The sequence below is a fragment of the Bacillus sp. FSL W7-1346 genome (genome assembly GCF_038593335.1).
Lineage (GTDB): Bacteria > Bacillota > Bacilli > Bacillales > Bacillaceae > Bacillus > Bacillus altitudinis.
The window spans coordinates 3,198,447-3,211,904 of sequence record NZ_CP151988.1 but is presented as its reverse complement, the minus strand read 5'-3'; the positions used below and the strand labels follow the sequence as shown (position 1 = coordinate 3,211,904).

11 protein-coding genes are annotated in these 13,458 nt (G+C 42.1%); 10 read left to right on the top strand and 1 reads right to left on the bottom strand.

All coding sequences use genetic code 11. From position 1 onward, the window contains the following. Window positions 1–148: 148 nt before the first annotated feature. Window positions 149–1,072: a LytR family transcriptional regulator gene (locus NST09_RS16625; protein WP_116306309.1), complete on the bottom strand. Its 924-nt coding sequence runs from the start codon at window positions 1,070–1,072 to the stop codon at window positions 149–151. Between the two features lie 182 nt (window positions 1,073–1,254). Here NST09_RS16625 and NST09_RS16620 point away from each other — a divergent pair, with 182 nt between their 5' ends. From NST09_RS16620 to NST09_RS16575, 10 genes are all read left to right on the top strand, one after another. Then, window positions 1,255–1,578, top strand: coding sequence for a LytA (locus tag NST09_RS16620; RefSeq protein WP_342493131.1), 324 nt, complete (start codon window positions 1,255–1,257; stop codon window positions 1,576–1,578). Between the two features lie 25 nt (window positions 1,579–1,603). Then, a complete protein-coding gene (locus NST09_RS16615; protein ID WP_008348301.1) occupies window positions 1,604–3,712 on the top strand; it encodes a SpoIID/LytB domain-containing protein in 2,109 nt (702 codons plus the stop codon). Window positions 3,713–3,734: 22 nt separating this feature from the next. After that, the gene (locus NST09_RS16610) at window positions 3,735–5,225 is read left to right on the top strand and encodes an N-acetylmuramoyl-L-alanine amidase (RefSeq protein ID WP_024719256.1); all 1,491 of its coding nucleotides are present in this window, start codon (window positions 3,735–3,737) and stop codon (window positions 5,223–5,225) included. A 139-nt stretch (window positions 5,226–5,364) separates the two neighbouring features. Next, window positions 5,365–6,855, top strand: a complete 1,491-nt coding sequence (locus NST09_RS16605; RefSeq protein WP_250026659.1) for an N-acetylmuramoyl-L-alanine amidase — start codon at window positions 5,365–5,367, stop codon at window positions 6,853–6,855. 135 nt (window positions 6,856–6,990) lie between these two features. Next, on the top strand, window positions 6,991–7,569 hold the full coding sequence (locus NST09_RS16600; RefSeq protein WP_223255607.1) for a hypothetical protein: 579 nt from the start codon (window positions 6,991–6,993) through the stop codon (window positions 7,567–7,569). Window positions 7,570–7,767: 198 nt separating this feature from the next. Continuing rightward, complete coding sequence (locus tag NST09_RS16595) at window positions 7,768–8,427, top strand: exopolysaccharide biosynthesis polyprenyl glycosylphosphotransferase (RefSeq protein WP_008348294.1); 660 nt, start codon at window positions 7,768–7,770, stop codon at window positions 8,425–8,427. Between the two features lie 18 nt (window positions 8,428–8,445). Continuing rightward, the gene (locus tag NST09_RS16590) at window positions 8,446–9,897 is read left to right on the top strand and encodes an MOP flippase family protein (protein ID WP_342493130.1); all 1,452 of its coding nucleotides are present in this window, start codon (window positions 8,446–8,448) and stop codon (window positions 9,895–9,897) included. Beyond that, entirely contained in the window at window positions 9,894–11,078 is a 1,185-nt protein-coding gene (locus tag NST09_RS16585) for a glycosyltransferase (protein ID WP_342493129.1), read from the top strand. Before NST09_RS16590 ends, NST09_RS16585 begins: the two co-directional genes overlap by 4 nt. 75 nt (window positions 11,079–11,153) lie before the next feature. Then, entirely contained in the window at window positions 11,154–12,491 is a 1,338-nt protein-coding gene (locus NST09_RS16580) for a UDP-glucose/GDP-mannose dehydrogenase family protein (RefSeq protein WP_342493128.1), read from the top strand. A 14-nt stretch (window positions 12,492–12,505) separates the two neighbouring features. Further along, window positions 12,506–13,435 carry an NAD-dependent epimerase/dehydratase family protein gene (locus NST09_RS16575; protein ID WP_017368146.1) on the top strand — a complete coding sequence of 310 codons (930 nt, stop codon included), beginning with the start codon at window positions 12,506–12,508 and terminating at the stop codon, window positions 13,433–13,435. Window positions 13,436–13,458 lie beyond the last annotated feature (23 nt).

The window sequence follows — 13,458 nt, the reverse complement described above, 5'->3', positions numbered from 1 at the left end:
AATTCAAATTCGCTCCGCGTCAGTACTCGTCCTTCCTAGACTGCAAAGGTTTTCTATCACGCTGAAAAGAAGACAAAAGGCTAAAATAAAGTTCATTTTAGCCCTTTGTCAACAATCTGACACCTTTCTCAAAAAAGGTGTTTTTTATTTACGAAGCTTCCAAACTATCCTTCAATTCCTTCTTCACTTTCGCTAAACTGCTGTCATCAAGCTGATAGTAATAAATATTATTGATTCGTGCGCCTGTACCTTTCAGCTCGTGCTGTTTCACATTTTGTCTTGCATCACGATAATCATTCATCATCGTCCACATGTCGTCAAAGGACATATTGGTTTTCATGTTGTTTTCAACGACTTTAAACATATCGCCGAATTTCGTAATAGAGGAAATGTTAGCCCCTTTTGCAATAATACCTTCGATGACTTGGCGCTGTCTTTGCTGACGGCCGAAATCACCTTTAGGATCTTGCTTTCTCATTCTTGTATAGGCAAGGGCTTGATCGCCGTTCAGGTTAATTTCTCCTGTACCAAATGAATGTCCATCATAGCTGAAAGCAAACGTGCTGTTCACCGTAATGCCGCCAAGTGTATCGACAATGTCTTTAAAACTTTCCATATTCACTTTCACAAAGTAATCCACAGGTACATCAAGCAGTTCCTCTACTGTATCTGCCGCCATTTGTGTACCGCCGAAAGCGTAGGAGTGGTTGATTTTATCCATTGTGCCTTTTCCGACAATTTTTGTATACGTATCACGGGGGATACTCACCATTTCAGTTGTTTTCGTTTTCGGATTCACTGTCATGTATATTAATGTATCTGCACGGCCTCGGTCATTCTTTCTTTCATCGACACCCATGACTAAAATGGAGATCGGGTCTTTTTTACTTAAATCGACATCTTTGTCACGCTTATCTGACTTCTTTAAGTTCTCTTGAATGCCTGCGACAGTTGATGCGGCTGTATTCCAAAGATGATACGCGTATCCGCCAGTGGCTAATACGAATAAGCCAATAATCGATAAAACAATCCAAAGAACCTTCTTTTTCTTTCTTTTTCTCTCAGCTCTCATAATGTCCCTCACCTTTTCTATCATTCTTCCATGATTATAGGTTTACGAATCTTGATAAACAAGTTATTTTTTTACTCTGAACCTAGATATAGACGTTGTAACAAAAAAAAGGTTTCAAAAAACCTTAAATTTACCTTAAAATATTAAGTTATAAGACGATACAAAGACATGAGGTGAAAAAAATGAAGAAAATCGTCGTTTTACCGTTCTTAATACTACTACTAGGTATCGTGCTCACAGCATGTGGAACGGCTGAGCAATCCTCAGGAGAAAACAAGACAAGCAGTTCAACTCCTCAGGTGCTGGAAGAAAAAGCTGAATTTATTGGAATGGCTGATGCACATACAGTCGAAGCGAAAAAAGTGAATACGACTTTAAGCTATGAATTTACGGATAATTTTAAAGATGTATTAAATGAATTTAAACCAGGTGACAAAGTAGAAATCTCTTACTTTATCAATGACAAAGGTCAAAAAGAAATTCAAAAGATTGAAAAACAGAAGTAAAAAAAGATGGGCGGGATGAACAAAATTGAAGAAAACAGGCATTACACTTATCGTTCTCATGACACTGACACTACTAATTGCACCTTTTCAGTCTGCCATGGCCAGCTCGACAATTTCAGTAAAACTGTCTAACTATATCGGAAACAAAAACAGCATGGATTTCTCAACAACGGGGGAATACAAACTATCAGGATCAAATGTCGCTGTGACGAAAAGATACGACGGCAAAAATCGTTACGAAGTAGCCAATAGTATCGCTTCTGCAGGCTGGAAAAATCCTTCAACTGTTGTGATTGTGAGCCGAGATGCATTTGATCATGCCATTTCTGTATCGCCGTTAGCATACAAATTAGGCGCCCCAATTTTGTACACGAACATTGAAAAGCTAACGAAGACAACCGAAAATCAGTTGAAAAAGATGAATCCTGATAACATCTTAATTGTCGGGAATACGAAAAGTATTTCAACAGCTGCTGAGAAATCAATCAAAAAGTATGGAAAAGTGAGACGCATTAGTGGGAAAGACAAATTTGAAATTTCCCAAAAAATCGCCAAAGAAATGGGTAACTATAAGCAAGCAATTGTTGTCGGCGGGAACTCATTCATGAATGGGATTGCAATTGCATCCTATGCATCGAGAAAAGGATACCCAATCCTATTAACAAAAAAAGATTCCATTCCGTCTTATAAAATGCCAAGTAAAGTCATTATCATCGGCAGTACAAAAAGTACGGGACAAAAAGTAGAAAATCAAATCAAGAAAACCTCACAGGTGACACGAATCAGCGGTGCCAATCGCTACGAATTATCTGTGAATATCATTAAAAAATTAAACATTAATGCAGATAAAGTGTACTTGGCAAAAGCCTCTAGCTATATTTATGCAATGCCTTTGTCGCAATTGGCTGCAAAATCTAACAGTACCGTTGTGTATGTGAAGCCGGATTCTGTCACAGCGTCATTAAAAGCATTGCTGAAAGAAAAAGGTACATATGCTTACCATCTTGCTGGTAGCACAAGTGCGATTACAGATAGTTTAAAAAATTCTTTAGCCAAACAAGTCTATCTGAAAAAAAATCAAAACTACCAATTGAATATTTCTAACGGAAAAATTTCATTAAAAGGCATTAAGACGTATAACACATTAAGAGTTGTTCCTGAGAAATATTCAACCAAAAATGTCCTTCAAATCGCAGGGAAGCCTTACTTAGGTAACGTCAACTTTGCCATTGAATCAGGATATATCAGGCCGACTAATGAAAATATTCCATTTGAAGACTATCTAAAAGGTGTTGTGCCAAACGAAATGCCTGCGAGCTGGCATGTTGAGGCATTAAAAGCACAAGCTGTTGCCGCTAGAACGTATTCAGTGAAAAGTATTGGAAAAGTCGTACCTGATACAACAGCCTTCCAAGTATATGGAGGATATAACTGGTACACAAATTCGACAAAAGCTGTGGATGCCACAAAAGGCAAGGTTCTGAAATACAACAATCAACTTATTTCAGCCACCTATTATTCTAGTAATGGCGGATACACTGAGGCGAGTGAAGAAGTATGGGGGAATGCACTGCCATACTTAGTCGCCAAAAAAGACACAAAAGATCCTGTCAATGCGTGGACACTGAAGTTGTCTAAAAAGCAATTAGGCACTACGTTGACTGCAAGTACAGCAGCTTCTGAGTGGTCTAAGGCAAAAGAAGCCAATGCTGCCGACCTTGCTGGTCTAAAATCATGGCTGTTGAAAAATAAAGAAACAGCTGCATCTGACATGAGAATTGCATCTATTTCAAGCCTGACATTCTCAGGAAAAACAAAAGGTCAGCGTGCGAAGACCGTTTCAATCAAGCTGAATTACCATCTGAAAAACAAAACAGGTACGTATACAGTGAACAAAAGTACAACGGCAAGTATGAAAATGACAGAGTTTAGAACAGTCATGGGCGCAACAAAGGTGAAAAGTACGTTTGCGTCAGTAAAGAATAATACAAATGATTTCACGATTTCAGGAAAAGGCTATGGTCACGGCATTGGTATGAGTCAATACGGCGCCAAAGCTAGAGCTGAATCTGGAAACTCGTATTCTTCCATACTTTCGTTCTACTATCCAGGTACAAAACTAACAAACTATTAAGAATAAAAGGAGGACTTAGAAGATGCGCTCAATGATCAAAACAGCCATCCTCAGCCTCATCGCCATTTTCGTTATTGTTCCAACAGCTTCAGCAGATAACTCGGTCTCCCGAATTGATGGTGGGAGCCGGTATGCTGTAGCAGCAAACGTAGCGAAAAAAGGATGGGGAACAGCAAGTACAGTTGTTTTAGTGGGGAAAACTGCATATGCAGATGCAACAGCAGGAATTCCACTGGCACATCAAAAAAATGGACCAGTTCTTTACACAAATAGTACAAGCCTTTCTGGAGATACAAAAAAAGCCTTAACGGCTTTAAAAACGAAGACAGTTATTGTTTTAGGCAGCACATCAAGTGTGTCAAACAACGTGGTCAATCAAGTAAAGAAAATGGGCATCTCTACACAACGTATTTCAGGAAAAAACCGATATGAGCTATCGGCAAATATCGCGAAAAAAATGAAAACGCCAGCTGGCGTCGTTGTGGTTGAAGGGTCATTCTATGCACATGGAATTGCCATTGCACCTGTAGCGGCACAAAAAGGGTTCCCAATTCTATATACAGATAAAAAGGGCCTTCGTTCTGAAATCGCTTCTGTTGCAAAAGCAAGCAATGTGAAACAAACCATTGTCGTAGGCGGAGAGAATTACGTCACAAAAGCAGCTTATAATCAATTAAAATCTCCAACGCGAATCAAAGGCTCTACTCGTTATGACGTGGCTGCGAATATTGTGAAAAAATACAATATGAGCACAAATAATACCTATGTAGGAAGAGGGTTTGGCTATGCCACTTCATCTTCTGCGGCAGGAATTGCAGCAAAGCAAAACAAAGCATTGCTCCTAACGAATGAAAAGACGCTGCCAAAGGTAACAAGAGCGACGATTAGCAGCAAAAAAATCACCAAATTTACTGTCGTTGGCAGTACAAATACAGTGACACCAACTGTCGTGAATCAATTGAAAAATCCTGTCGTTGGCAAAAAAGTATTCATTGACCCAGGTCATGGCGCTCATGATTCAGGAGCGGTAGGCTACGGATTATATGAGAAGAACTTAAACTTAGATGTAGCCAAACGTCTAAATACAAAGTTAAACAACGCAGGTGCACTTGTGACGATGTCAAGAACATCAGACACATTCGACAGTCTTCAAACACGGGTGAGCAAAGGTGCGTCAGCAAATGCAGATATCTTCATCAGTGTCCATGCGAACTCAAATGATAACAGCAGTGCAAATGGAACTGAAACGTATTATGACAAAACATATGCGGCAACAAACAGCTTGAAGCTCGCGCAAAATATTCAGCCTAAAATGGTCAGTGCATTAGGCACAAGAGACCGTGGCGTGAAGACAGCTGCCTTCTACGTCATTAAATATTCTAAGATGCCAAGTGTTCTCTTAGAAACTGGTTTTGTTTCCAGTCCAGTTGATTCAAATATTTTGAAATCCGCTACTTATAAAGATCGATTGGCGTCAGGTATTTCAAGCGGTGTTTCAGGCTATTTTAGATAAGAAAACATACAGATGAGGGGTGCTGGATACACCTCTTAGGCTGCTCGAGAAACGACTCTCGGCAGCCTTTTTTCAAAAGTACATGAAGTGTTTCCATGGGTTCCAGGATGAAGGGTTCAAAACCAAGGAGGTTGACTTCATGCATTCTTATATCAAATGTTTTGTTTTAATTGTGGTTTCACTATGTTTATATGCACCAACAGCATTTGCGCAGCACAATGTATCGAAAATTGAGGGAAGTAATCGATATGAGGTGGCAGTTAACGCTGCAAAACGAGGCTGGTCGACAGCACCTACAGTTGTTTTAGTAGGCGGTGAAGCTTATGCAGATGCGCTAAGTGCTGTGCCGTATGCCTTTCAGCAAGGAGCCCCAGTGCTGTTAACGAATACTAGCAGTCTTTCAGGTGCAACTAAGTCAGGTCTTCAGCAGTTGAAAACGAAGCGTGTTATCATTCTTGGCGGAACCGCAAGCATTTCGCAAAAAGTCGTAGCGCAGCTAAAAGCAATGAATCTATCCGTATCGCGAATACAAGGAAAGAATCGATATGAATTGGCGGCAAACGTTGCTAAGCAAATGAAGAGTGCTGATACAGCTGTGATTGTGAATGGTTCTGCTTATGCAGACGCTGTGGCGATTGCTCCGTATGCTGCAAAACAGGGCTTTCCTATTTTATTAACCGATGCAAAAGGGCTGCGGCAGGAAACAGCCAATCTATTAAAAAGCAAAGCGGTGAAACGGACGATTGTGATTGGCGGGGAAACAAGTGTCAATCAAGCAGCCTATCAAAAGCTGCCATCACCCGTGAGAATCAGTGGAGCCAATCGGTATGAAGTGGCAGCCCGAATTGCGAACACATACCCAATGAAGACAACCCAAACGTATATGAGTAACGGCTATGCATATGCCGATGCGGCAGCTGCGGCAAGTACGGCAGCCAAGCAAGGGCAAACCCTTCTTCTTACAGACGCTCAATCAGTGCCAGATGCGATTCGTCGTGTCATTGGGTCTAAAAAGATTTCAACATTTACAGTGTTGGGCGGAACATCAACCATACGAACCAGTGTGATCACACAGCTGAAAAATCATGTGTTAGGTGAAACCATCTTTATTGATCCAGGTCATGGTGCACAGGATGCTGGAGCGGTAGGAAATGGGCTGTTTGAAAAAAACGTTAATCTGGATGTCGCGTTAAAACTGCAAGCAAGGCTCAAACAAGCGGGTGCGCTGACGGTCATGTCTAGAACATCTGATACATTTGATTCCTTGCAAACACGTGTAAGCAAAGGATCACAGGCTGGTGCGGATGTGTTCATCAGCATCCATGCCAATGCAAATGATCATAGCGGTGCAAATGGAACAGAAACGTATTATGATGCGACGTATGCTTCGGCCAATAGTTTAAAGCTGGCACAAAAGGTACAGCCCCAGATGGTGAAAGCCCTTGGCACAAGAGATCGCGGTGTGAAGACAGCAGGGTTCTACGTGATCAAGTATTCAAAAATGCCCAGCATCTTGCTTGAAACGGGGTTCGTAACTAGTCCGATTGATGCCAGTATATTAAAATCAACGACTGCCAAGGAGCGGCTGGCTTCAGGAATCGCAGCAGGTGTATCTCAATATTTTGAATAAAATAGATCGGATGAATGATATGTCAAGTTAAAAATACATTTCATTTCAGGTTATTTTTGTTATAATCGAAACATAGAGGGTGGATTTTTCACGTATTTGCCTTCCAATGACAGCAAATCGACAAATCATGAAGAGGTGACGATCTTGAAAAAATTAATCACAATGCCGTTTTTAGTCTTACTTCTAGGTGTAATGCTCACAGCATGCGGCACATCAAATCAGTCAAACGATAACAATACGGATAACAGCAAAAAAGAAACAACTGAAGCAGCAGATCAAAAGAAAGAAAATGCAACAGACGAAAAGACGGAAGACAAGTCTGCAAGTGAAAAAGCAGATGATGAAAGCAAAGAAACAGCTGCTCAAACAGAAGACCAAGCAGGTCAATCTGATGAAGATGCAAAAGAAAGCTCAAGTAAGGAAATCACAAAAGAAGAAACGACAAATGATCAGTCAAAAGCTGAATCTAAAACAAAAAAAGAATCTACAACGAAGAAAAATGAAGTCACCAAAGAAGGCACATATGTCGGTTTGGCTGATGGACATACAATTGCTGTCAACATTGATGGAAAAGAAGTAGCCATTCAATTCGGAAATACATTTTCTAAACAAGTGAACAGCCTAAAAGAAGAATCAAAAGTGAAAGTAACGTATACAAAAGATGCAAACGGAACGCTTAGACTGAAGACGATCGAATCCGTAAAGGCAAAATAAAAAAAGACACGTAGACCCGCAGATATGCGGGTCTTTTTTACGTTTAAAAGGGCATAACTTGATATAAGGGCACATTCTTAACACACTTTTACAAGACTTAACAGCCCATTTACATTTGCTTAATGTTGCTCTGCTAAACTGACTTTCATAGAACATCTCTTTACACAACAACTACTTTGAATGGTGAGGTGCAGGTCAGTGAGCGCAGAGAAAGCGATGAACCTTTACAGAGAATATGAAGTGAGACGAAACCACTCTTTTGCTTTAACAGAACATATGGTTCGATATTTATTTGCAAAACGTTTCATAGATGTCGTGTTCTCGTTCATCGGATTGATGTTGAGTACGCCAATCATTTTACTGTTTGCCCTTTTAATTAAGCTAGAAACACCAGGGCCAGCCTTTTATATGCAGGAAAGGGTCGGAAAAGACGGTGTCTACTTTAAATTATGGAAGCTCAGATCGATGAGAACCAACGCAGAAAGCGGAGGAGCGAAATGGGCGCAAAAAAATGACCCTCGTATCACCAAAGTGGGTGCATTCATCAGAAAAACAAGAATTGATGAACTGCCGCAATTTATCAACGTGTTAAAAGGAGAAATGAGTATTGTAGGTCCACGTCCTGAAAGACCAATGTTTACTGCCGAATTTAATCGGACGATTCCAGGCTTTACAAAAAGACTGACAGTGAAGCCAGGGTTGACAGGTCTTGCTCAAGTAAATGGGGGATATGAAATGAGTCCAAGTGAAAAATTATCACACGACTTACAGTATATTCAAAACTTGACATTTTCTCTCGACACGAAGATTATGGTAAAAACGTTAAAAGTCATCGTGACTGGTGACGGAGCCAGATAAGTAAAGTAGGGAAGAGAAATGGCAAGTATGAAAAATCGCCTGCTGGGCGGAGCAAAATGGACAAGCTTGTCCGCATTGATCATTACCATCATCCAAATTGCACAGTTCGCCTTTTTAGGGAACGTAATGTCACTGAAAGAATTTGGACTCGTTGGCATGATCACAACGGTCACAATATTTACACAGATTTTACTTGATCTAGGCATCGGTGCTGCGATCATTCAAAAGGAACAAACGACGAAACGTCAATTATCTACATTATATTGGATCAACTTGCTGACGGGAATTCTCTTGTTTTGTGTATTGATCCTCGCAAGTCCCTTGATTGCCGCCTTTTATGCCAGACCTGAGCTGGAAGGCTTGCTCAAGTTATTATCAATCATGTTTCTCATTGCACCAATTGGTCAGCAATACCAATATATGATGCAGAAAGATTTAGCCTTTAAAACCTTAAGTACGATTGAGACGATAGCGACGATCATTTCGCTGATTGTTCTACTGATCCTAGCCTTTTTTATCAATCCAATTGTGGCCTATGTGATCTCTCAAGTGCTGCTTCAATCAGGAAAAGGTCTCATGTATGCAGCGGCTTATTGGAAGAAGTGGCGCCCAGCACCCGTTTTCGCATTAGGGGAAGTGAAAGAGTTTTTCTCCTTCGGGGCTTTCCAGCTTGCGTCAAGACTCGTCAATCGGGCAGGCTCAAACATCGACATGATTTTAATAGGACGGTTTCTTGGAGCAGAAGCTTTAGGGATTTACAGCCTGGCTTATCAAATCGTCACAATCCCGGTGCTGAAAATTAACCCGATTGTGACGAGAGTGGCTTTCCCAGTTTTCGCAAAAAGTCAGCGTGATCATTCTAGGCTGCGTGAGGGCTTCCTCAGTATGACGAATATGCTCGCACTCATTAGTTTTCCACTCCTCATCGGTCTTGCTGCCGTATCAGATAGCTTTATAGAAGTGGTGTTTGGAGAGAAATGGCTAGTGGCGGTCCCGGTTTTGAATATTTTGTGCATTGTTGGTCTACTCCGTGTGCTGATGAATCCAAATGGTTCCATCCTTCTTGCAAAAGGAAGAGCGGACTTAGCTTTTTATTGGGATACAGGCATGCTCATCGTATATGGATGCGCCTTATATGCAGGAGTCCATACCGGCAGTCTATTGACTGTAGCTTGGGTCTACTCAGGGGTCAGCCTGCTGAACTTCATTGTCGGCAGGTGGCTGATGGCTTATGTCATTCAGCTAGATATGAAGGTGTATGTAAAATCACTCGTAAAGCCTGCTGTCATGACGTTGTTAATGGCCGGCTGCGCAGTGGCTGTTCATCAAGGGATGAAGCTGATATCAGCGGATATACTGCTTCAATTACTACTGACGATTGGTTTAAGTGCGGCTTTATATAGCTTGCTGCTTGTCAAAATGTATCCGCAGATGGCAGGAAAATTATGGAGAAGAGGTCGTTCGTCATGAAGGTGCTATGGCTGACAAGTGTATATCCTAGTGAAAAACATCCAAGTGAAGGCGTCTTCCATGAAACGCAAGTGCAGGAGCTGGTCAAAAAAGGCGTAGAAGTGAGCGTGATTTGTCCTACTCCTGTCAATCCGCCCATCTTACGGATGCTTAAAGCTTCCTATCGTCAGAGAAAAGATCTTCCCGAGCAGGAAGTGAGGTGCGGCGTGCCGGTTTACAGACCGCCCTATACAGCGCTGCCTGGACAGCTAAAATGGGCTCAGCCGAGTAAAAGAATCGCAGCTTCTGTCCTGCGCACAATGGAGCGTTATGAATTGTCACCGGATTTCATCCATGCGCACTTTGCCATGCCGTCTGGCGGCGCAGCAGCTGTGATCAAAAAGGAAGCAAACATCCCTTATCTTCTGACCTTACACGGCAGTGATGTGAACGTCTATCCAACCTATAGCCAAGGGGCGCTTGCAGCCTTCGAAGCAGCAGTAAAACAGGCGTCTGCTGTTCTCACAGTGAGTGAAGAGCTGGCAAAGAAAACACATGACATGACAGAGGTGGATGCACAATGTCTCCCGCTGGGAATTCCGCTCAAGTCATTTTCTAGAACACCAGGGGATCAAACAGCGATCAGAAAGCAGATCGGTTTACCGCTTCACGACAAGCTCGTCGTTTTTGTCGGCCGTTTAGTCAAAGAGAAAGGTTTGCTTGAATTAGCGGAAGCTGTCAGCGGGATGGAGGGTGTAAAAGCCGTCTTTGTCGGAAAAGGCCCCCTCGCAAAGGAGCTGGCCGAACGGGCGGGAGAATCCATTATACTCCCGGGGCAGGTGCCGAATAAACAAGTCAAACATTATTTAATGGCAGCTGACCTGTTTGCCCTTCCATCCTACAGTGAAGGAATGCCGACTGTCGTCCTTGAGGCGCTCGCTTTAAAACTGCCTGTCATCGCAACACGGGTTGGTGGTCTCCCATCACTATTTTCTACCTATCAACATCTGCTCATTGAACCGCGTTCAACGAGTCAGCTAAAAGAAGCGATTCACGCTTATCTTTATGAAAACAGATGGAACGAACAAGTGAAGAACGATCTTCACCACATCGTCCATACAGATTATTCATCATCACATAATGCTACGCTCCTGATTCAGCAATATGAAAAGGTGCTGAATCAATCAACATCCACCGTTTAAACAGGATGAAATGTGCAAAGACTGATAGATAAACAGTTTGGAACGACCAATATGCTTTTACTGAGAGGATGAAACATGTTGAAGAAAATTGCTGTGATTGGAACAGGATATGTCGGGTTAGTATCGGGTACTTGTTTTGCTGATATCGGAAATCGCGTCATTTGTTGTGACATCGACGAATCAAAAATCAACAGCTTAAAAAGCGGTCTCGTTCCAATTTATGAACCGGGCTTAAAGGAATTGATTGAGAAGAATACAGAAGAGGGAAGATTGTGTTTTACAACCAATATTCCCGCTGCAATTCGAGAATCAGAGATTATTTATATTGCGGTAGGAACACCAATGACACCTCAGGGGGAAGCGGATTTAACATTCGTGAAAGCTGTGGCTCAAACGGTTGGAGAACACCTGAATGGCTACAAAATCATCGTGAATAAGAGCACAGTGCCAGTTGGAACAGGACGTCTTGTTCAAGCCATTGTTCAAAAGGCTTCACGCAGTAAATATCCATTTGACGTCGTCTCCAATCCAGAGTTTCTGCGGGAAGGTTCAGCTATTCAAGATACGATGAATATGGAGAGAGCGGTCATTGGCTCTACAAGCGCACATGCATCCACGATCATTAAAAAATTGCATGATCCGTTTCAAACAGAAGTGGTTGAGACCAATCTAGAAAGTGCAGAAATGATTAAGTATGCGGCAAATGCCATGCTCGCCACAAAAATCTCATTCATCAATGATATTGCGAACATTTGCGAGAGAGTTGGTGCTGATGTGGAAAAAGTCAGCGAAGGCGTTGGGTTAGATAGCCGTATCGGGCATAAATTTTTAAAAGCAGGCATTGGATTTGGCGGTTCTTGTTTCCCAAAAGATACGATGGCTCTTCTCAAAATTGCCGAAACAGCCGGCTACCGGTTCAAGCTGATCGAATCTGTCATTGAAACAAACAACCACCAAAGAGCCCATCTTGTCAGCAAACTGATGAGTGTGTTCGGTGATATTAAAGGAAAAACGATTTCCGTTTTAGGGCTCGCATTTAAACCAAATACAAACGATATGCGTTCAGCACCAGCACTAGATATTATCCCAATGCTGAGAGAGCTCGGAGCTTTTGTCAAAGCCTATGATCCAATTACTTATATAGAAGCAGAAAGAGAGCTTGGCCCGCAGGCGGTCTTCAGCAATGATCTCTATGAAACAGTGAAAGATACAGATGCTTGTCTCATCTTAACGGAATGGGATGACGTACAGAAGATGGATAAAGATCAGATCAAGCAGCTGCTTCGTTCTCCCATTTTAATTGATGGAAGGAATTTGTTTGATCCAGCAGAAATGAAAGAGAGAGGATTTATTTACCAGTCCATCGGCCGCCCAGGCGTATGGGAAACAGAATTGGTATCGAAGGCACAATAATAGGGGGAACTTGGATGAAGAAAGTATTGGTCACTGGGGGAAGTGGATTTATAGGATCTCATACGGTAGAGGCTTTATTAGAGAAAGGATATGAGCCTATCGTTCTTGATAACTTTTCAACTGGATCGAAGGAAAATATCGCTCATCTATCCGTACAATGCATTGAAGCAGATGTCACAAAATCAGAAACGGTCGATTTGATCAAACACATTGCACCAGATTATATCATTCATCTTGCAGCGCAAGTGAGTGTAGCCGTTTCGGTTCAACATTTCGTCTACGACGAAGAGGTCAATATTAAAGGCTCGCTGCATGTGATCAAAGCAGCGGCTGAAGCCGGGGTGGAGAAAGTGGTGTTTGCCTCATCGGCAGCAGTCTATGGAGACCCAGTCTATCTGCCGGTCGACACAGCTCATCCACTGCAGCCTGGCTCACCTTATGGCTTGTCGAAACTGACAGTTGAACGATACTTAGAGATGGCAAAATCACTCTATGATGTGGACTATTGTATTATGCGGTACAGCAATGTATATGGTCCGCGCCAAGACGCACTTGGTGAAGGTGGTGTTGTCTCAATTTTTTCTGATAAGTTTGCAAAACATGAGGCACCTTTCATCTTCGGAAACGGGGAACAAACAAGAGATTTTATCTATGTAGGCGATCTAGCCGCAGCGAATGTTGCAGCTTTAACAGCTCAATCAAACGTTTGTTTAAATATCTCATGTGGTCATTCCATCACGGTGAATGAGCTGTTTCAAACGATGAAGCGAGTCACGAGATCAGATCTTGAACCGATTTATAAGCCGCAGCGTGCAGGAGATATTGTGCATAGTACATTGGCAAATGAGGAAACGAAACAAGTCTTAGCATGGGAGCCTGTTGTGACTTTACAAGAAGGTTTGGCTCGTACCATTTCCTACTATGAACAGGAAGTAAAGGCTTAATCCCTCAAATCGGATGGGTTGCT